This is a genomic window from Mesorhizobium sp. RSR565B, assembly GCF_054719465.1.
Map to the genome: position 1 here is coordinate 577,390 of NZ_JBTTIE010000001.1, position 20,835 is coordinate 598,224.

The 20,835-nt window shown below is 59.8% G+C and carries 18 protein-coding genes; 13 read left to right on the top strand and 5 right to left on the bottom strand.

Features of this window, described 5'->3' with window-relative positions:
- Nucleotides 1-3 precede the first annotated feature (3 nt).
- Both ACYG9R_RS02950 and ACYG9R_RS02955 read right to left on the bottom strand, forming a co-directional pair.
- A complete protein-coding gene (locus ACYG9R_RS02950) occupies nt 4-1,125 on the bottom strand; it encodes an ABC transporter substrate-binding protein (RefSeq protein WP_023824180.1) in 1,122 nt (373 codons plus the stop codon).
- 386 nt (nt 1,126-1,511) lie between these two features.
- Nucleotides 1,512-1,778, bottom strand: coding sequence for an SEL1-like repeat protein (locus tag ACYG9R_RS02955; RefSeq protein ID WP_006199745.1), 267 nt, complete (start codon nt 1,776-1,778; stop codon nt 1,512-1,514).
- Nucleotides 1,779-2,218: 440 nt separating this feature from the next.
- Here ACYG9R_RS02955 and ACYG9R_RS02960 point away from each other — a divergent pair, with 440 nt between their 5' ends.
- From ACYG9R_RS02960 to ACYG9R_RS02970, 3 genes are all read left to right on the top strand, one after another.
- Nucleotides 2,219-2,560, top strand: coding sequence for a DUF2147 domain-containing protein (locus tag ACYG9R_RS02960; protein ID WP_023824181.1), 342 nt, complete (start codon nt 2,219-2,221; stop codon nt 2,558-2,560).
- Nucleotides 2,561-2,615: 55 nt separating this feature from the next.
- Complete coding sequence (locus tag ACYG9R_RS02965; protein WP_023824182.1) at nt 2,616-4,136, top strand: recombinase family protein; 1,521 nt, start codon at nt 2,616-2,618, stop codon at nt 4,134-4,136.
- A gap of 583 nt (nt 4,137-4,719) precedes the next feature.
- Nucleotides 4,720-5,406, top strand: a complete 687-nt coding sequence (locus tag ACYG9R_RS02970) for a hypothetical protein (protein WP_023824183.1) — start codon at nt 4,720-4,722, stop codon at nt 5,404-5,406.
- Between the two features lie 347 nt (nt 5,407-5,753).
- Here the strand turns inward: ACYG9R_RS02970 and ACYG9R_RS02975 are convergent, their stop codons facing one another.
- A complete protein-coding gene (locus tag ACYG9R_RS02975) occupies nt 5,754-6,083 on the bottom strand; it encodes a hypothetical protein (protein WP_023824184.1) in 330 nt (109 codons plus the stop codon).
- Between the two features lie 274 nt (nt 6,084-6,357).
- Between ACYG9R_RS02975 and ACYG9R_RS02980 the strand changes: the two genes are divergently transcribed.
- The 10 genes from ACYG9R_RS02980 to ACYG9R_RS03025 all read left to right on the top strand — a co-directional run bounded on the left by ACYG9R_RS02980 (nt 6,358) and on the right by ACYG9R_RS03025 (nt 18,292).
- On the top strand, nt 6,358-8,193 hold the full coding sequence (locus ACYG9R_RS02980) for a type I restriction-modification system subunit M (RefSeq protein WP_023824185.1): 1,836 nt from the start codon (nt 6,358-6,360) through the stop codon (nt 8,191-8,193).
- 101 nt (nt 8,194-8,294) lie between these two features.
- Nucleotides 8,295-9,539, top strand: coding sequence for a restriction endonuclease subunit S domain-containing protein (locus tag ACYG9R_RS02985; protein WP_155923280.1), 1,245 nt, complete (start codon nt 8,295-8,297; stop codon nt 9,537-9,539).
- The gene (locus tag ACYG9R_RS02990; RefSeq protein WP_023824187.1) at nt 9,536-10,054 is read left to right on the top strand and encodes a hypothetical protein; all 519 of its coding nucleotides are present in this window, start codon (nt 9,536-9,538) and stop codon (nt 10,052-10,054) included. Before ACYG9R_RS02985 ends, ACYG9R_RS02990 begins: the two co-directional genes overlap by 4 nt.
- Nucleotides 10,051-13,176 (top strand): type I restriction endonuclease subunit R, encoded by a 3,126-nt coding sequence (locus ACYG9R_RS02995; RefSeq protein ID WP_023824188.1) that lies wholly within the window; start codon nt 10,051-10,053, stop codon nt 13,174-13,176. Before ACYG9R_RS02990 ends, ACYG9R_RS02995 begins: the two co-directional genes overlap by 4 nt.
- Complete coding sequence (locus ACYG9R_RS03000) at nt 13,169-13,765, top strand: hypothetical protein (protein ID WP_155923281.1); 597 nt, start codon at nt 13,169-13,171, stop codon at nt 13,763-13,765. The genes ACYG9R_RS02995 and ACYG9R_RS03000 overlap by 8 nt, the downstream gene beginning before the upstream one ends.
- Nucleotides 13,766-14,281, top strand: coding sequence for a hypothetical protein (locus tag ACYG9R_RS03005; RefSeq protein WP_155923282.1), 516 nt, complete (start codon nt 13,766-13,768; stop codon nt 14,279-14,281).
- Between the two features lie 732 nt (nt 14,282-15,013).
- Complete coding sequence (locus ACYG9R_RS03010) at nt 15,014-15,166, top strand: hypothetical protein (RefSeq protein WP_023670201.1); 153 nt, start codon at nt 15,014-15,016, stop codon at nt 15,164-15,166.
- Between the two features lie 39 nt (nt 15,167-15,205).
- Complete coding sequence (locus ACYG9R_RS03015) at nt 15,206-15,400, top strand: hypothetical protein (protein WP_023824191.1); 195 nt, start codon at nt 15,206-15,208, stop codon at nt 15,398-15,400.
- Nucleotides 15,401-15,677: 277 nt separating this feature from the next.
- Nucleotides 15,678-17,138 (top strand): AMP nucleosidase, encoded by a 1,461-nt coding sequence (locus ACYG9R_RS03020; RefSeq protein ID WP_023731828.1) that lies wholly within the window; start codon nt 15,678-15,680, stop codon nt 17,136-17,138.
- 140 nt (nt 17,139-17,278) lie between these two features.
- Complete coding sequence (locus ACYG9R_RS03025) at nt 17,279-18,292, top strand: endonuclease/exonuclease/phosphatase family protein (RefSeq protein ID WP_155923287.1); 1,014 nt, start codon at nt 17,279-17,281, stop codon at nt 18,290-18,292.
- Nucleotides 18,293-18,317: 25 nt separating this feature from the next.
- Here the strand turns inward: ACYG9R_RS03025 and ACYG9R_RS03030 are convergent, their stop codons facing one another.
- Together ACYG9R_RS03030 and ACYG9R_RS03035 are read right to left on the bottom strand one after the other, a co-directional pair.
- Nucleotides 18,318-19,064, bottom strand: coding sequence for a DUF922 domain-containing protein (locus ACYG9R_RS03030; protein WP_348528143.1), 747 nt, complete (start codon nt 19,062-19,064; stop codon nt 18,318-18,320).
- Nucleotides 19,061-20,740: an electron transfer flavoprotein-ubiquinone oxidoreductase gene (locus tag ACYG9R_RS03035; RefSeq protein ID WP_023824193.1), complete on the bottom strand. Its 1,680-nt coding sequence runs from the start codon at nt 20,738-20,740 to the stop codon at nt 19,061-19,063. The genes ACYG9R_RS03030 and ACYG9R_RS03035 overlap by 4 nt, the downstream gene beginning before the upstream one ends.
- Nucleotides 20,741-20,835: the final 95 nt, after the last annotated feature.

A 20,835-nucleotide genomic window follows, 5' to 3' on the forward strand; every position in this document is an offset into this window, starting at 1 on the left:
CGCTTACTGCGCGATCGGTGCGTATTTGCCGTCGTGCCACTGGTTGATGTCGTAGCTGGCGTTCTTCAGATCGCCCTTTTCGTCGAAGGTCACGTCGCCGACCACGGTGCTGAACGGCGTGCCGTTCTTCAGCGCTTCGGCGACCTTGACCGGATCGTCTGTTCCGGCGCGCTTGACGCCCTCTGCAAACGCCTGAACGACGGCGTAGGAGAACAGCGTGAAGCCTTCCGGCACGAAGCCGCCCGCCTTGATCTTGGCGATGGCTTCCTTGGCTTCCGGCTTGGCCTGCGGGTCCGACGGGAAGACGAACAGGGTGCCTTCACCGGCGGGGCCGGCGACCTGCCAGAATTCCGGCGAGGCGATCGAGTCCGGCATGATCAGCTGGAACTTGACGCTCTGCTCGGCCGACTGACGCAGGATAAGCCCGGCTTCCGGGTGATAGCCGCCGAAATAGACAACGTCGGCCTTGAGGTCCTTCAGCTTGGTGACGAGAGCCGAATAATCCTTCTCGCCGGCATTGATGCCTTCATAGTCGATCTCCTTGAGGCCACCGGCATTCATCGTCGCCTTCACGGCATCGGCAACGCCCTGACCGTAGGCGCTCTTGTCATGCAGGATAACGACATTCTTGCCGGCATATTTCTTGGCGATCCACGGGCCAATGAAGGCGCCCTGCGCGTCGTCACGCGTATAGAGACGCATGATCGTCGGCCAGCCGGCCTTGGCGGCGGCATCGGTCAGCTCGGGATTTGAAGAGGCCGGGCTCATCATCAGCGCGCCGGCCTCGGCGTAGACGGCGGAAGCCGGGATGCTCGAACCTGAACAGGCATGGCCGTCAATAAACTTGACGCTGTTGGCAACGATCCGGTTGGCCACCGAAACCGCCTGCTTGGGATCGCACTGGTCGTCCTCGATGTCGAGCTTGATCATCGAGCCGTTGACACCGCCGGCGGCGTTGATCGCGTCGGCGGCTGCCGTTGCGCCCTGCTTGAACTGGTCGCCGATCGTGGCGAGCTGTCCGGTCATCGGGCCGACCACCGAAATGGTGATGTCATCGGCAAAGGCAACCGGCGCGCTGATCATCAGGCCAAATACGGCCGCGCTCAAAATACCCATTTTTTTCATGGTGATAGAACTCCTCCCACACTCGCGCAGCCGCTCTGGCCGCGCTTCTTTCCGAAGGCGGGACAATTTCATCCTTCATTGGGCCTGTCTAGGCGCATCGGCGCCGCTCGATTGGGCCTCATCAACGCAAAAAGCCACGCCAGCCTGTTCCGGCCGGTCGTGGCTTTTTGCCCGTAGCAGTCCCCATGCGCCCCCGCGCCACGAAAACCTGCCCGCCGTCCCCATTGTGCACGACTGGACCGTGCCGGCCTGCCGCGTTCTTGTTCTTTCATGGTCGGCCGTCTTGTCGCGGCCTTGTCGTTTCACCGGTTCCGACCGTCTTTGCGGTCTTGATCCCGGGGCTTCCCTGCTTTCGATAATCTGCCTGCGATAATCTGCTCGCGATCTCAGTGCATCGTCATCCATTCGCGGGCTTCGCGCAGCGCCTTGGCGATCTCGACCTTGGACATTGCGGCCGACAGTTCCGAGCGCAGTTCCGCGGCGCGGACCGAGCCCTTGATGGCGGCGATGTTGAACCATTTGTGGGCGGCAACGACATCGGTCTCGCAATCGCGGCCGGTCGCATACATCATGCCCAGTTCGAAAAGAATGTCGGCCTGGGCAGTTGCCCCCATGGCGCCGAAGCCGGCTTCAAGCATTTCAAAACGTGCCATTTTAGTCCCCTGTCTGGCTCCCGAGAGCGGGCCTCTTCTGTCCCCCGGTGTTCCCCGGGGAGCCGCTCTTTCGATGCTTCCGAGAATGAGGCCGAGCCTTGAATCCGTCGTTAAATGGCGTGCTTAATTTGGAGAAAACAAAGCTAAAACAAGAGGTAAACGCGGAAATTCGTTAAGGATACAAAGTCAGCAATCCCGCCGTTTTTCGATCGATTTGACGAAAATTTGCAAGACGCCGATCAACACTCTGCTAACCACGCAAACCAAAGCCAACGCCTCGATCGTTTCATTTTCACGGGCTGCGCTCTCCCGACCCCGCATGAAAATTGCGAAACCTTCCGTCGCGGCACCCGCTTTTGTTTTGCCGGGAGCTGGATTAGCTTACGTTTGCGTAAGGGGCAGAGAGGCGGCTGCCCCACCTAACACCAGGGAGGACAGATATGTTTCGCAAAGTGAGCTTGGCCCTGGCGGCCACCGTGATGATGGCTGGTGCGGCCTGGGCCGATCCGATCGAAGGCAACTGGAAGACACAAGCCGGCGACACAGCAGTTATCGGCGGCAGCGGTTCATTCTCCATCACCCTGAAGACCGGCAAATATGCCGGGAAGACCATCGGTTCGCTCAAGGCGGCCGGGGCCAACAAATATGCCGGCAACATCACCGATCCGGCAAACGACAAGACCTATTCGGGCAAGGCAACACTGTCGGGCACCTCGCTCAAGATGAGCGGCTGCGTGCTCGGCGGGCTGATCTGCAAGAGCCAGACTTGGCATAGACTTTAATTCTGCAGAGTGATATTGGGCGATCTTCCAAGGCAACAAGGGAGATCGCCTAGCCATGTTACAGCCACGAGACCTCAAGGGACGCCGCGCGATTTCCTATGCTCGCTGGAGTTCCGGCAAGCAGGCCAGCGGCGACAGCCTTGACCGACAGACTAAGAATGCCAAGGAGTTCTGTGCAATCCACGGCGTTACCCTCGACAGTGAGTTGGTCGACGATGGTGTGAGCGCATTCAAGGGCGCGAACCTAGAGGCCAGCCTAGGCAAGTTCGTTGGGGACGTGAGGTCCGGGAAGATTCCTAGTGAGGTCGTCCTCATTGTTGAGAACATTGACCGCATCACCCGCGTGAAGCCAACGCGAGCTATCCGCTACTTCCTTGATCTCTTGGACACCGGGCTAACCCTTGTGACCCTGACGGACCAGCGGGTCCACACGTCTGAGGGCTACGACGACAATTTCTCAAACCTCATGATGTCCCTAATGGCCATGCAAGCGGCCCACGAGTACAGCGCCAAGCTGTCCTATCGGGTGGGCGAAGCATGGAAGCGGAAGGCCGAGAAGGCACGAGCCGCTGTCGCAAGCGGTAGCGGGGCACGGATCAAAGTTGCGAAGGTCCCCTTCTGGATTGACCGTGAGACCAACGAATTGAATGGACGTGCTGTCGATGCGCGGCTTCTCTTTGCACTCGCGAAGGAAGGGCACGGCCAGCAATCCATTACGCAGATACTGAACACGCGCGGTATCGCCTCTCCTTCTGGGAAAACATGGGCACAAGCTGTCGTAGGCGAAGTCCTCCGCTCGCCAGCCGCCTATGGGTGCCTTGTCCTCAAAGGCGAGGAGGTGCCAGGCTACTTCCCCGCGCTGATCAGTGAGACGGAATGGCTGGCCACTCGGCAGCGCACCAAGGCCCGGCGTCACAGTAGACAGCAAGGGCGCACATCAAACCTATTTTCCCGCATGGTCCACTGTGGGCACTGCGGCTCCCCAATGGTCCTCACGTCGTCCAAGAAGGGCGGTGCGGTATGGGGCTATTTCACCTGCACGGGAAAGACGTTCAAGCGCACGGAATGCACCGCGCCTAACTGGCGCTATGATCAGTTCGAGCAAGAGATGATTGACCGCATTGGGTTCCTGGCTATTCCTATACCGCAGGACCAGACGACCCCTGATCTCTCAAGGCAACTTGAGGAAACCATAGGTGCCCTTGAGGCCAAGCAGTCAAACGTCCTTGCCGGTATTGCCGAAGCTGACACACCTGAAGTCCGCAAGGTTCTCTTGGGGCAGGCCGATCAATTGGCTCGCCAGATCGAGGCGAAGCGGAAGGAGATACTAGCCATCCGCGAGAACGACGCGAGGTACCGGGAGAGCGCGGCGGCTGTCATCGATTTTGAAGCGGATCAGGATGAGATTAGACGGCTGGCTAAAGAGGACCGGAAGGGTGCCCAAGGGCTCATCTCCAATCTCGTGCAGCGCATCGACCTTGAGAGCGACAGCAAGACCCTCAGGCGGGCGGTTGTCACCATGCGAGGCGGCTACAGCCACACGCTTATCTTTGACAGCACCGGCGAGCCGGGATGATTAGGTACTCATATAGAACATAGAACCTCCGTCGCTTAAAGGCGTGAGAAAATCGTTCCTCAAACACTCCCAAAAGGAGGGGCGATAAGAACAAAATAATTACCCTCTCATATGGGACATAGAACCGGAAAATTTTCTTTCCTTCTCTCCCGAAGTACCCCTCCATACTGAACATAGAAGCTGCTCATTGGTGAGCTAATTAGGGGCCCATACTGGACATAGAAGCCGTTCATTGGGTTCTCACATAGAGGGATAGAACGCCCTCGGCAGCGATTACCTGCCCATCATGATTGCGGGCAAAGCTCGCCGCCGCGCGTCCGCTCCTGTTTCGTCCATTGATTGAGCAGCGTTGCAGCTTGTCGCCGAGGGCACCCGACGTCCCAAAGACACCCCAAACCTAAAGCCTGACTGGTTCACCCGCCGCTATTCGGTCGATGAATTAAGGGCCCTTGGGGACGGCAACGCCGCCCGACCCCAGAGCCTGGCCTGAGAAGCGTCAAGCCCTGGCCAGCTCCTATACTGCCAACCTCAGCCAATCGACTCCCAACACGCCGTACGGCCCGAAGAAAGGCATTCCGTCGCCATGACCATGCACACCAATCCCACCCCCTGCCTTAGGGGATGGATCAAGCAACACAAGTCGGCAGGCGTTGCCCGTGGCGGTAGGTCACTCACCGCAGCAGAGGTGATCGCCGAAAGCGTCCGCTACAAAGCCGAGTTCGCTCGACCCCTCCTTGCTCGCGGAGAAATCTTCAACCCCATCACTGGAGAGATCGTCACCGGCTGCCTGTCACTCTCCAAAGCCTTGGATGCCCTTCGAGAACGCCACGGCATCGACACCACTGTCAGAAAGCTCATCCCATTGCTGGAGCGTAAGGGGCTTGTCGAGCGCCACCTTGCTTGGCGCATGGTGCCCATGGTGACCGATCCGACTGCAAGGAAACCGGAGTATCGCCATGACGCAATCGCCACCAGAGCAGCGGTGGGCGACGGCCTTCTGATATCCATTCACTACGGACACAAGGAAGAGAACTGGGTCCGAACCTTGGTGACCCTATATGGACTTGAGTTTCTCGCCCGGCTCCTGAAGACACCAGCGGTAACCGTCAAGAAACCTAAGGCTCGGGATACCGTGCGCGCATTGTTGGCTGAAGGAAAAACGCAAGCCGAGATCGTTCGATCGAGCGGGATGTCGAAGCAGGCGGTCTCGTATCACGCACGTCTATTAGCGACCTCTAAGTCAAAGAAATCGGTCGTCGCTATACTATAGACAAGAGGTAACCGGCGGTGCGTCAGGCCTCATCGATTAGACAACTGGCGTGGGCAGTCGGGAACCCATGGATGAGACGGCTTCGCCGTTCATGGGATAACCGACCGTGCTGCCAGCTTCGCTTGGCGGCAGACAAGATTGATAGTCATCATAGATGATCATCTTTTTTGTCTCGCCAACGGCCATGGTTTCAGGACCGTCAGGCTCCTCTATCGGTACGGGCAAAGCCCGTCTCTCCGATGGCTGACCTGACGATAACCTGAAGTTAGGCTTTGATGGGCTCGCATACGCCCGGCGTCCCTGTCCCCACCTTTTTTCGCTGGAGGAAAAGCGCCATTAAGAGAGGCTCATGAACGCAAGTCGCTCTGGCTATCTCTACACTTTAGGACAGGCACTTCACCGCTACCCACCACCCTCGTGCAGAACAGGTACTCCACCGGTTCCGACCACGCTTCTGTCCCTTGCCCTGCGATGCAGGACTCGGCCCGGAGGCTCATCTCTTCAAGGGCTTTCGCCCCACTCTGACCAGTCAGGCGCCACCACATCGTGCTTTCCTTGCTGCAAACATCTCCAACTCTTTGGGCATCGTCGAGCATCTTCCATAGCGCCGCCGAGGACCCCACAACCACGGCACCAGCCACAAAGCCGATCAGCAGATCAATCTTCCGGATCGGCATTTTAACCCCCCCAATGTCGCCACCACTCCTTAACCCTTCGCTGCTTTTGCAACAAGTGATCGGCCCGACCGTCTGCTGATCACATGTCCTGACGGGTAACCAGGAGCGCTGTCGCAGCGACTGCGGTAGCGAAGAGGACAGTCGATGTTCATTTCTTCTTGTCGCGACCCGAACCGGCGCGGCCTTAGGCCCCAAAGAGACCGCCGGATAGCCGTTGCCATTTACGGAACTGTCAGCTTTAGTCTCCGCAAAATGATTTGGGGGGTTACCACAGTTGAACCAGCAGGCACTTTCGGCGTTCATCTGGTCCGTGGCCGATCTCCTCAGGGGGGACTACAAGCAGGCCGACTACGGCAAGGTCATTCTTCCCTTCACCGTGCTGCGGCGTCTGGACTGTGTACTGGAGCCGACCAAGGAAGCGGTGCTGGCGGAACATGCGGCCAAGATTGCCCAAGGCATGAACCCCGAGCCCTTCGTTCTGCGCAAGGCCGGGCAGACCTTCTACAACACGTCAAAGCTCGACATGCGCAAACTGATGGGCGATCAGGACAACATCGCCCAAAACCTGTTCGCCTACATCCAGGCCTTCTCGCCGGATGTGCGAGACGTCTTCGAGCGGTTCGAGTTCGCGGTACAGGTTGACCGCCTCGCCAAGGCAGGGCTGCTCTATCAGGTCACCGAAAAATTCGCTCGCATCGATCTGCACCCCAGCAAGGTCGACAACCACCAGATGGGCCTCGTGTTCGAGGAACTGATCCGCAAGTTTGCGGAACTCTCCAACGAAACCGCCGGTGAACACTTCACACCGCGCGAAGTCATAAGGCTGATGGTCAACCTGCTGTTCGTGGAGGACGACGCCATCCTGTCGAAGCCCGGCGTGGTGCGAACGATCTACGACCCGACGGCGGGAACCGGCGGGATGCTATCGGTGGCCGGTGAGCATCTGGTCGAACACAACGATAAGGCCTCGCTCGTCATGTACGGGCAGGAGCTGAACCCCGAGTCCTACGCCATCTGCAAGGCCGACATGCTGATCAAGGGGCAGGATGTCGGCAACATCGTCTTCGGCAACACACTGTCCGACGACGGCCATCCGCACGAAAAATTCGACTACATGCTTTCTAATCCGCCCTTCGGCGTCGAATGGAAGAAGGTCGAGAAGGCCGTCCGCACCGAACACGAGAGCCAAGGCTTCAACGGCAGGTTCGGCCCCGGGTTGCCCAGGGTGTCCGATGGCTCGCTGCTGTTCCTCATGCATCTCCTCTCCAAGATGCGACCGGCGGTCGATGGCGGCAGCCGCTTCGGCATCGTGCTGAACGGCTCGCCTCTGTTCACCGGAGGAGCTGGCAGTGGCGAGAGCGAGATCAGGCGCTACGTGCTGGAGAACGATCTGGTCGAGGCCATCGTCGCACTGCCCACCGACATGTTCTACAACACCGGCATTTCCACCTATGTCTGGGTGCTTTCCAACCGCAAGCCAGCCCACCGCAAGGGCAAGGTCCAGCTCATCGACGGCTCAAGCTTCTGGCGCAAGATGCGCAAGAGCCTCGGCTCCAAGCGCAAGGAGATGGGCGACGACGACATCGCCACAATCACCAGACTGTTCGGCGGCTTCCTTGAGGCGAAGCTTGCAACCGTGCTGCACGCGAATGGCAAGGAATTGGCGCGGCAGGTTGTGCTGGAGGGCGAGCAGCCCCCGGCGGCTCCCGAGGGCGGCAAGGTCAAACTTGCGCCGCTGTCGCTGATCTTCTCGAACGAGGAGTTCGGTTATCGCACCATCTCAGTCGAGCGTCCCCTGCGTGACCAGGAGGGCCACTTCGTCCTTGGAGAGCGCGGCAAGAACAAGGGCAAGCCTCAGGCCGACAGTGCGCTGAGAGACACTGAGAATGTGCCGCTCAGCGACGACGTCGAGGCCTATTTCCGGCGCGAGGTTCTGCCCCATGCCGCCGATGCTTGGATCGACCACGACAAAACAAAGATCGGCTATGAGTTCCCCTTCAACCGGCACTTCTATGTCTTCGAGCCACCGCGTCAACTCGCTGAGATCGATGCCGATCTGAAGCAGGTCACCGACCGCATCCTAAACATGATCGGGGAGCTGTCGGCATGACCTTTCCTAATCACAAAGTGTACAGGGATACGGGACTCCAGTGGCTAAGGCGCGTCCCCGACCATTGGGAGATCCTACCCCTTTGGACTCTTTTTCGAAGAGTGAAACGGGTCAACTTCGAAGATGAGCAATTGCTTTCAGTCTATCGCGATTACGGGGTTGTTCCGAAAGCGAGCAGAGATGACAATTTCAACAAGCCATCCGATGATTTGAGTCTCTATCAGCTTGTCGAGCCGGGTGATTTAGCCATCAACAAAATGAAGGCATGGCAAGGCTCAGTTGCCATTTCTGACTTCCGAGGCATCGTCAGTCCCGCCTATTTCGTTTTCAAGGCTTTGCATAACGAGAATTCCCGATACCTTCATTATCTGTTGCGTTCAGCAGAATACACAGCAGCATACCTATCTATTTCGAAAGGCATCCGCCCAAATCAGTGGGACTTGGAGCCCCAAGAACACTCGCGAATGCCTGTTCTGGTGCCGCCCCCACCCGAACAGGCCGCCATTGCCGCCTTCCTCGATCGCGAGACGGGCAAGATTGATGCGCTGGTGGAGGAGCAGAAGCGGCTGATCGAACTGCTCAAGAAGAAACGTCAGGCCGTCATTTCCCATGCGGTCACCAAGGGTTTGAACCCTGGCTTCCCGATGAAGGCCTCGGGCATCGAGTGGCTGGGCGACGTGCCAGAGCATTGGGAGGCAAAGAAACTCAAGGCACTTACCCCACAGATCACTGTAGGTATCGTCGTTGAACCGTCCAAGTACTACGCGGACAGTGGCGTGCCCGCTTTGCGATCACTCAACGTAAGGCCAGGTCGGATCAACAGCGAGGGATTGGTATACATCTCTGCAGAGGCCAACGAAGCCCTGGAAAAGTCGCAGATAAGGGCAGGAGATCTTGTTGCTGTTCGGTCAGGTCAGCCAGGAACGACTGCGGTGGTCCCCGAGGAGTTCGACGGCGCCAACTGTATTGACCTCATCATAATCAGAAAGCCAACTTTCGGCTCAGAATGGTTTCTGTGCTGGTTTCTCGCGTCTGATGTTGCCGTCCGCCAGTTCGCTGAGGGGTCGGGAGGAGCCATTCAGCAGCATTTCAACATCGGAACGGCTATGAACTTGGTGGTCGCGGTCCCACCGCCCGACGAGCAAATTGAGATCGCCAACTTCTTGAGGGACGCGACCAGCAAAGTGGATTTACTGATTGAGGAGGCCGAGCGGGCGGTGGAACTTCTTTGTGAGCGTCGCACCGCCATCATTTCTGCTGCCGTCACGGGCAAGATCGACGTACGTGGCGTCTCACGGGCAAATACTGCAGGCGCAGCGAGCGCCAAGAAAGCCGCCTTCGCATGAGCCTCGAAGCAATTCTTGCCGGAATTCCGACCATGGATGCACAGAAACGCGCAACCGTTCGCGCCAATGCCGAGGCCAGGCTGAGCCACCCCAGTGCTGGAGAGGATGCTCGGCGCGTTATCGACGCGCTGGACGCCCAGATCTGCGTTGAGGCCCATGTCCTCTCTGAGCATGTGTCCGGATTGCCAGTCGCGCGGCGCGTGATCGAGGCCTTTACGCATCAGCCAATGTCCGAAACGGAACGCAGGATCGTTCAGGTTCTTCTGGACACCCCTGGCCTATCATCGGAAGGCCTTAGCCAGAAGCTCGGCTGGGGCGCACAAAGCTGGCACATGCACTTCGGTGAGATGTGCAAGAAGCGCGAGGCGCGGCTCTGGCCAGCAAAGAACGCCGTTGTGCGCAATGCTGCTTTCTTCAGCGGTATTCTTGCTGAGTGGTCCGAGGAGAGCGGCTGGAAGATGAAACCCGACGTCGCCGAAGCATTTTCGGCGCTGGGGCTCAAAGCAAAGCGATGAGCCTTCACAAGGAGATCAGCTTCGAGGCGGAAATCTGCAACCATCTAGCTGCAAACGGCTGGCTCTACGCGGAGGGCGACGCTCAAGCCTATGATCGCGCCCGTGCGTTGTTTCCCGCCGATGTCGTGGACTGGGTCAAGGCGAGCCAGCCGAACGCTTGGGATGCCCTGACGAAATCTCACGGCGCTGCGGCGGAGACGACCTTGCTCGACCGTGTCCGCAAACAACTCGATGAACGGGGGACGCTCGACGTCATCCGGCACGGCGTCGAGATGATCGGCCTCAAGGCCCCCTTGGCACTCGCCCAATTCAAGCCAGCACTGGCAATGAATGCCGACATCCTCGCACGCAATCAAACCAACCGGCTGCGTGTCGTCCGGCAAGTGCGCTATTCGCTCGCCAACGAGAACGCCATCGATCTCGTGCTGTTTCTCAACGGGCTGCCAGTCGCCACCGTCGAACTGAAGACCGACTTCACACAATCCGTCACCGACGCGGTGGACCAGTATAGGTTCGACCGCCTCCCGAACCCGAAGGGCCAGGCCCCTGAGCCGCTGTTGAGCTTCCCGAACGGCGCGCTGGTTCACTTCGCCGTCAGCAATGCCGAAGTGATGATGACGACAAGGCTTGAGGGCCCGCAGACGCGCTTCCTGCCCTTCAACAAAGGCAATGGCGGCGGCAAGGGAAACCCGCTGAACGCCGAGGGACACCCGACGGCTTACCTATGGGAGGACATCTGGCAGCGGGACTCTTGGCTGGAAATCCTCGGGCGCTACATGGTGGCCGAGCGGGACACGAAGAAGAAGATCAAGGGCGTCATCTTCCCGCGCTTCCACCAGCTCGACGCCACGCGGAAGCTTCGCGCCACCGTGCTTGCCGAAGGGGCTGGCGGCAAGTACCTGATCCAGCACTCGGCAGGTTCTGGCAAGACCAATTCCATCGCGTGGACCGCGCACTTCCTCGCCGATCTTCACGACGACAAGCACCACAAGGTCTTCGACACGGTTTTGGTGGTTTCCGACCGTAACGTCATCGACACGCAGTTGCAGGAAGCGATCTTCAACTTCGAGCGGACCACCGGCGTTGTCGTCACCATCAAAAGCGACAGCGGCGCGAAAAGCGGGCAACTGGCGGACGCGCTGGCTGGCGGCAAGAAGATCGTCGTCTGCACCATCCAGACCTTCCCCTTTGCCCTTAAGGCCGTGCAGGAACTGGCGGCATCGCATGGCAAGCGGTTCGCGGTCATTGCCGATGAAGCGCACAGCAGCCAAACCGGGGCGGCTGCAGCCCAATTGAAGGCCGTGCTTTCCCCACAGGAACTTGCCGATCTCGGCGACGGCGGAGAGATCAGCTCAGAGGACATTCTCGCCGCCCAGATGGCTGCCCGGGCAAGCGACAAAGGGATCACCTATGTTGCTTTCACCGCCACGCCCAAGGCGAAGACCCTTGAGCTGTTCGGTCGCCGCCCCTTTCCTGATCAGGCGGCCAGCGAGACAAACCTGCCAACGGCCTTCCACGTATATTCCATGCGACAGGCGATCGAGGAGGGCTTTATCCTCGACGTGCTGCGTAACTACACGCCCTATAGCCTTGCCTTCAAGCTTGCCCATGAGGGCAAGGAGATGGACGACACCGAGGTCGAGCGCAGTGCTGCGGTCAAGTCTCTGATGCGCTGGGTGCGGCTGCACGACTACAACATCAGCCAGAAGGTGCAGGTGGTGGTCGAGCACTACCGGTCGCTGGTACAGCCGCTACTCGATGGCAAGGCCAAGGCGATGGTGGTGGTGGGCAGCCGCATCGAAGCCGTGCGGTGGCAGCTTGCCATCAACAAATACATCAAGGAAAAAGGCTACAAGCTCGGGACGCTGGTGGCGTTCTCGGGCGAGGTCAACGACCCGGCGAGCGGACCAGACCCGTTCAGTGAAACCAGCAAAGAGTTGAACGCAGGGTTGAACGGGCGCGACATCCGCGAAGCCTTCAGGCTCCCCGAGTATCATATCCTCCTGGTGGCTAACAAATTCCAGACCGGGTTCGATCAGCCCCTGTTGTGCGGCATGTATGTCGACCGGCGGTTGGCAGGCATTCAGGCGGTCCAGACATTGTCACGGCTCAACCGTGCGCATCCGGGGAAGGACACAACCTATGTCCTCGATTTCGTCAACAGTAGCGAAGAGATCCTCAAGGCATTCCAGACCTACTACGCGACTGCCTCGCTGGAAAATGTGACCGACCCCAATCTTGTCTTCGACCTGCGGGCCAAGCTGGACGTCTTGGGGTACTACGACCATTTCGAGGTCGAGCGAGTGGTCAACGTTGAGCTGGACCTGACATCAAAGCAGGGTGACCTCGTCGCCGCCATCACGCCTGTCACCGACCGTCTCTTGCGTTCCTACCGGGACGCCCAAGAGCGCTCGCGCATAGCCCGGTCGAAAGATGATATCAAGGCAGCCAAGGATGCTCAGGACACGATGGATGCGCTCGTGCTATTCCGTGCCGACATGGGCGCGTTCGTGCGCCTTTATGCTTTCCTGTCCCAGATATTCGACTACGGCAACACTGCCATAGAAAGCCGCCACATCTTCTTTCGCCGCCTGATCCCGTTGCTGGAGTTCGGGCGCGAGCGGCAAGAGATCGACGTTTCTGGGCTGGTGCTGACCCACCACAAGCTCGCAGACAAGGGGAAGCGGACGCTCGCTCTGGGTGGCTTCGGAGAGCCGTTGCAGCCGATCTATGATGCCGGTTCCGGTTCAGTGCAGGAGAAGCAGAAAGCGTTGCTGGCGGAGATCGTCGCCAAGCTGAACGACCTGTTTCAGGGCGATGTAACCGACGACGATCAGCTCATCTATGTGAACAACGTCATTAAGGGCAAACTGATGGAGTCTGAGACGCTTGCTCAGCAAGCCGCAAATAACTCCAAGGAGCAGTTCGCAAATTCCCCCGATCTGTCCAAGGCGATCCTTGACGCCATCATCGACGCCTTTGAGGCGCACACGACGATGAGCAAGCAGGCGCTGGACTCGGCCAAAATCCGCGAGGGTCTTAAGGACGTGCTGCTGGGACCGGGACAGCTTTGGGAAGAGTTGAGGGAAACGCGCGAGTATCAAGGGAGCGATGATGTTTAGTCATGACTGGACACCAGCTATCGCACTGGTCGGATTGCTTCTCGCAATCATTCAATGGGTCATTTCGCTAGGCAAAGCAAAACGGGAGCGTGACAGCGACCTGACCGGTTGGGGCAGCGACGTTATTGACCTAATGGCTGAGCTTGAGACCCACTGCGATCCGATAGTCAAAGATGGAACTCTCGACAGGGCTGCTGTGGAACGGCTCAGCTTTCAAGCCAGCGCACTGGTCGACAAAGGGCGCTTGTTCTTTCCAAACGTAAAGGACAGCCCCCAGAGCGACGGCATCAGAACCAAGATTTTGGATGAAGTGTTGCGAGCCTGCTACGCGGCGAGATACCTGTCTGCGCATGGAGTTACAAACAATCGGGCGCTCAGGGAACAGGTCTGGGCGATGCGCAAACGCTTTGTCGAGCTTCTCCAGCAAGAAATGAGACCATCACTTCGGAAGGTCGGGAAAGACCATATTGGTCAGCATGTCGAGATGGAGCCAGCGTTGTGGGTAAAGCATCGAAGAAAGCTAGTCCTGGCTGGGGACGCGAATGGCCCAAAGCTAACTACACCGGCGACTGAAGGGATGAAGGGATAGATGGGCAAAGGTGGCTACCGTGGAGGAAGCACCATTGTTGGCGGGTTTGGTTGGTCCTCCTTTGACCCTGCAAGTGGAAGGATGGCAAAAGGCAAGGCCATGCCAAAAAAGCAGTCGCCTCAGAAGGCGAAGGCTCAGTCTACGAGGAAAAAAGCGTCGGTTGAGCCGCCAAAGAAGATGGCTCAGAAGGAAAACCGGCAGCCTAATATCAACCTGTTTCGGCGGATATATCTTGAGGCTATCATCGACGCGGCGCTTCGAGCCATGGCCGCGCCTTTGCCACCGAAGCGCGCTCGTGAACAACTGAACGCGGAAACGTTGTTGGCTGGTGGTCCTGTCCGATGGGCAAAGGCCCAGCCCGAGTATCAGGTCACGTTAGAGCGGAAACAGCAGAGACTTGCCAGCAAGGCCCAAGCTCCTCTGACCGTGGTGAAGAAACGCATCTGGACGCTGGACGCCCCTCCCAAGGGATCGCGGCAACGGCCGGTAGTTGAGGTCAACCGAGCCTCTGTCTAGTCTCTGTGTGAGGAACGGGCGCGACTTAGCACCGCTCTTGCTGCTGCCGAGACCGACATCCGCAAACACAAAGAGGCTATCGCCGAAATTGACCGGCTGCTTGCGACGGCAAGTTCAAGCCGAAGGTAGGACGAAACCTTCTGCCGGGTACAGAGGAGTTCATGGGCTGCAACCTCGACGGTCCTGCAGTTGAACCGATGACCGGCCTCGCTCCTGACGGGAACTGCGGCGAGAACCAGTGGGGTGCGTTACTCCTTAAGGGTCCCTCGGGGTTGCGGACCTTTCTGAGAAAAATTCGTATGACTGTACGTATATCTGGGTACCGCTCAATCCCCCCGGTGGGGGTGCTTACCTATGCACATTGCAAGGGATGCACACCTCGGCCCAGGGCATTTGCCGCTATAAGGGATGCTTGCATGGGCCTCCGGAGCCTTACAAATCCGATGTTAGGAGCTATGCCCTCAACGCATTCCGTAAAATAAAAGCTAAGTCTGGCACAAGCTCTGATCTTGCTGCTTTGAGTTGACCAACGGGGCCTTCACGGCCCCGTTTTCTTTTGCAGGACGGTCCGCGCCATAGCGACGACCGTGCCGTTTGCGGCGGTTCAAACCCGAACCGACGCTCTCTCTAAGACCTCGTCAATCACTTTGAACCGCAGATGAACGCCGGCATCAGCGCCGGTTCAGTCGCATCAGGGCATTTTGATGGCGTGTTCAAGGAGACACTCCGCAAATGCTCGCTCGCCGCTTCACCATCGTCTGCCTGTTGATGAGCCTGTTCGGGATGCTCTTCGCCATCCTCGTGGCCGAATCCGGCCGTCCGGCCCGTTCCTGGGATGCAGCCAGTTCCTGCCAATTCGATTGCATGAACCATTTTCGCCCCTGAGACGACAAAGACATAGATCCAAACAGAAAAGCAAAAGCCATGAACCGCATCGCCATCAACGCCCTCCAGACCCTTCGGCTCCTGCCGCGGGCGGCGCTCGTCCTGGTCGTGCTGTCGGCGCCGGTCCTGGCCATGCCAATGATGCGGGCCAATGCCGACACGACGATCGACGCGCCGGCGACGAAGACGCATGGCGTCGGCTTTGTCTTGCTGGTCAGTCTGCAGCGCGGGTAAGGTGTGCCGGTATTAAGGTGATGCCGGCCTGCAAGTGGCGGCCTTGGTGCTCACATGCTTCGAGTACGCTCCGCTCCGGTTCTCGAAGCCAACCAGTTTGGTCGCTTCGCGCCCGTCCTCGACTCCGGCTCAGCCTTACCTGAATCTCAGCACACCTTGGGCGTGGACGAATAAATCGACCACTTGGCGGCCACCCTCCCCTCCCAAGTGCGGCCTCAAGTCTCTATATTGAGCCATGGAAAAGCGAATCTACCCACAAGCTATCGAATCGGTCGTCATGCCGGAGCCTTTCGGCAAGCAGAGCTTCGACGACGCCAAAAAGGCCGTGGCCGCCTTGCAGGTGCTCTACGACCGCAACACCAAGTTTCTGCGCGACTCCTTTGCCACGCTTGCCGCCGGCGGCGACGAAAGCAAGCGCTACCGCGCCTTCTACCCGGAGATCGGCGTCACCACCAATTCGTTCACCCAGATCGACTCGCGCCAGGCCTATGGCCACATGCCGACCCCCGGGCATTTCTCGACCACCATCACCCAGCCGGTGCTGTTCGAACGCTATCTCGTAGAGCAGCTTCGCCTGATCATGCGCAATCACGGCGTGCCGGTAACGGTTTCGGAATCGACCACGCCGATCCCGCTGCATTTCGCGTTCCTTGAAGGAACCCATGTCGATGGCGCCGCCGCCGACCGCATCAAACGGCCGATCCGCGACCTGTTCGACGTGCCGGATCTCGACGGCACCGACGACCAGATCGCCAACGGTACCTTCGAGGTCGCGTTCGGCGAACCAAGGCCGCTGGCGCCGTTCACGGCGCAGCGCATCGACTATTCGCTGCACCGCATGACGCACTACACGGCGACCAGCCCGCAGCATTTCCAGAACTTCGTGCTGTTCACCAACTACCAGTTCTACATCGACGAGTTCGTCGCCCGAGCGCGGGCCCAGATGGCTGAAGGCGGCCACGGCTATACCGAATTCGTCGAACCGGGCAATGTCATCACCAAGGCAGGGCAAAACGCGCCCAGCGAAGGCGTGGCGGCGCCGCGCCTGCCTCAGATGCCAGCCTATCATCTGAAGAAGCCGAACCATGGCGGCATCACCATGGTCAACATCGGCGTCGGCCCGTCCAACGCCAAGACGATCACCGACCATGTCGCGGTGCTGCGGCCACATGCATGGCTGATGCTCGGCCATTGCGCCGGCCTGCGCAACACTCAGGCGCTGGGCGACTATGTGCTGGCGCATGCCTATGTCCGGGAAGACCATGTGCTGGACGATGACCTGCCGGTGTGGGTGCCGATACCGCCGCTGGCCGAGATCCAGGTGGCGCTGCAGGAGGCGGTCGCCGAAGTCACCGGACTTTCCGGCTACGATCTCAAGCGCATCATGCGCACCGGCACCGTCGCCACCATCGACAACCGCAACTGGGAACTGCGCGACCAGCGCGGACCGGTGCAGCGGCTGTCGCAGTCGCGCGCCATCGCGCTCGATATGGAATCGGCCACGATCGCCGCCAATGGCTTCCGCTTCCGCGTGCCCTACGGCACGCTGCTTTGCGTCTCCGACAAGCCGCTGCATGGCGAGTTGAAGCTGCCCGGCATGGCGACCGAATTCTACAAGCGGCAAGTGGCGCAGCATCTGACCATCGGCATCAAGGCGATGGAGAAGCTGGCGGAAATGCCGATGGAACGGTTGCATTCGCGCAAGCTGAGAAGCTTTTCGGAGACGGCCTTTCAGTAGACCGGCTTGCCGTAAATGTTTGCCGCGAGGCGTTTCGTCATCTTGATTGGGCCGCATTTCAGCCGATAAAGGCCTGATACCTCGGCAATGTATTACCCGGTCTATGGGCAAAACCCGGTCTGATGGCACGCGTGCGAAAGATGATGGCTTCAATGGCGTTCCTGGCAATGCTCGGCCTCTCGGCCGCGCTTGTAGCCGGGTTCTTTGGCGCACTGCATCCGGCCTTCGATTCCTTCGCCCATTTCCGCATCCATTTTGCCGTGCTGATGGGGCTGATTGCGCTGCCGCTGCTCGCCACCTCGTTTCGCCTGCAGGCGGGCGTGGGCCTGCTGCTGGCCGTGGCCGCCTTCGCCAGCACGTTGAGCACCTTGCCGCGCCTGTGGCCGGTGCAGGCCGCCAATGACGCCGCGCCCGGCAACGAACCGGTCTACCGGCTGCTGCAGATGAACCTGCGTTTCAACAATCCGACACCCAAGAAGGTTCTTTCGCTGATCGCCAGGACCAACCCAGACGTGATCACGCTCGACGAAGTATCGGCCATGTGGGCGACCGAACTCGGCTATATCCAGAACGCCTATCCCTATCGCATCCTGTGCGCCCATCCCGACGGCGTGTGGGGCGTGGCGCTTTTGTCCCGGCGACCTTTTGCGGCCGGCACCGAGCCGCATTGCGAACCGCGCGGCGCGATGGCGGCCGCCACCATCGATTTCGGCGGCACTCCGGTCGATGTCGCGGCGATCCATTTGAGCTGGCCGTGGCCGAAGGAACAATACTGGCAGATCGGCGAGTTGACCGAGACGCTCACCTCGCTCGGCGAGACGGCGATCATGGCCGGCGACTGCAACGCCGTGCCGTGGAGCGCCGCGGTACGGCGCGTTGCCTCGCTCGGCGGACTGACCGTGATGCCGTCGGCCGGACCGACCTGGATCCACCGGACCCTGCCCGATTTCCTGCGGCGCTATGCGGGCCTGCCGATCGACCAGGTGTTTTCGAAGGGCGGGGTGACCATCCTGTCGTCGACGCAGATGGAAGAGACCGGCTCCGATCATCTGCCGGTGATGGTGGAATTTTCATTGATGCGCGACGAGACCAAGCCGGTCGACGAGGATTCTACCGCGACTGTGTCGCTGATCCAGCCCAGCATGGGCGGCTAGATCGTACGCCACGGGGCTTACGGTTTCACAAGCCTACCAAGGCCTCGATGATGCGCTCGACATGGCCGCCTTCACTGTGCTCGCGCGCGTCGAACGCGATCTGTTTTGCCTCATAGAGCTTGGAAGTGGCTTGCAAGCGCCGCGTGGCTTCGACGCGCGTTTTGTTGCATTGCGGATCGTTGGCAAATTTCAGGCCGCGAACCGACCGCTCGGCAGCCTGCATCATCTGCCCGGCGATACGGCCATGGGTTCCTTCATGAGCGAGAACGCCTGTGAAAAACCGGTTCCAGCGTTTGCGCAGCGCCGGCGTGATGGCCGAGGCGACGCGCGGGTAGGTGTAGGCGATGTTGAGCGTTCCATTGGCCTGGCGCAGGCGGCAGACGCCGTTGACCTGACCCACGTCCAGGCTCCAGTCGGCGGTGTAGCTTGTCTGCGCGATGGCGTGGGTCATGAAACCGTGCTTGGGGCCCCTGCGGTTCATGGCGATAACCAGACCGGCACCTGTCGTGCCGGTGATGTCATAGGTTCGCGTCTTGACGACGGTTTTCACCCCCGCCGACGCCGTCCCGACGACGCCGCAGGCCGCGCTTACGACGGCGACGCAAAACAAGACCAACACGCGCATGCGATTTTCCCCATGGACGCGGCAATGAGACCACAAGCAGACGACGGTTTCAACAATCTTTGGCGCCGAGCGCCTTACATGCCTTGGTAAACCCGGCCATCGCCGCCATTTTTGCTGGTTGAGACGGCCCCGGTCGGTGAGGCTCACATGCCCTGATAGACCGGGCCTTCGCCGCCTTGTGGCGGCACCCAGTTGATGTTCTGGTTGGGATCCTTGATGTCGCAGGTCTTGCAGTGCACGCAGTTCTGCGCGTTGATGACGAAACGCACATCCTTGTCAGACGGATCGGCGGCGGCGTTGCCGTCCTTGTCGACCCATTCGTAAACACCGGCCGGGCAATAGCGGGTCGAAGGCCCGGCAAAGACATCATGCTCGGAACGCTTCTGCAACTCCATGTCGCCGACGATGAGATGCACCGGCTCGTTTTCCTCGTGATTGGTGTTGGACAGGAACACCGAGGACAGGCGGTCGAAGGTCAGCACGCCGTCCGCTTTGGGATAGGCGATCTTCTTGTGCTTGGCCGCAGGCTCAAGCGTGGCATAATCGGCCTTGCCATGTTTCAGCGTGCCGAAGGGCGAGAAGCCGAACAGCGTGTTCAGCCACATGTCGAGACCGCCGAGGCCGACGCCGATAATGGTGCCGAAGCGCGACCAGAGCGGCTTGACGTTGCGGACCTTCTTCAAATCCTTGCCGATATCGGTCGCGCGCCAGGCGTCCTCATAAGAAGACAGCTCGTCATTGGCACGGCCGGCGCCGATCGCTTGCGCGACATGCTCGGCCGCCAGCATGCCGGACAGCACCGCATTGTGCGAACCCTTAATGCGCGGCACGTTGACGAAGCCCGCCGCACACCCCATCAGCACGCCGCCGGGGAAGGAGAGTTTCGGCACCGACTGCCAGCCGCCTTCGGTAATGGCGCGCGCGCCATAGCCGATGCGCTTGGCGCCCTCGAAGGTGCGCGATATCGCCGGATGCGTCTTGAACCGTTGGAATTCCTCGAAGGGCGACAGCCAGGGGTTCTTGTAGTTGAGATGCAGGACGAAGCCGACCGCGACCTGGTTGTCCTCGAGGTGGTAGAGGAAGGAGCCGCCGCCTGTCTTCAGGTCGAGCGGCCAGCCGAAGGAGTGCTGCACCAGGCCCGGCCGGTGGTTCTCGGGCTTGACCTGCCACAGCTCCTTGAGGCCGATGCCGTACTTGCCGGGCTCACGGCCGTCGGACAGTTTGTATTTTGCGATCAGCTGCTTGGACAGCGAACCGCGCGCGCCCTCGCCGATCAGCACGTATTTGCCCATCAGCGCCATGCCCGGCGCAAAGCCCGGGCCATGTGTGCCGTCTTTTTCGACGCCCATGTCGCCGGTGACGACGCCCGTGACCGCGCCGGCATCGTTGTAGACGAGGCTGGCGGCAGCAAAGCCCGGATAGATTTCGACGCCTAGCGCTTCAGCCTTGGTTGCCAGCCAGCGGCAGACATTGCCGAGCGAGACGATGTAGTTGCCGTGATTGCTCATCAGCGGCGGCATCAGGATATTGGGCAGACGGAACGAGCCGGCGGGGCCGAGCACCAGGAAATCGTCGGCCGTAACCGGCGTCTTGAAGGGGTGGCCATCTTCCTCGCGCCAGCCCGGCAACAGGCGGTCGATGCCTATGGGATCGACGACGGCGCCTGACAGAATGTGGGCACCAACCTCGCCGCCCTTTTCCAACACCACGACGGAAAGCTCGGGATTGACCTGCTTGAGACGGATCGCTGCGGCAAGGCCCGCCGGGCCGGCCCCGACGATGACCACGTCGAATTCCATGCTCTCGCGTTCGATCTCGCTCATCAACCCCTCCGCACTGGCCGACCGTTTCCGGGCATTTTGCTGGCTCCTGCGCTGCATAGCGCATCAATCCGCGACAGGAAACCGGCGCTGACGTG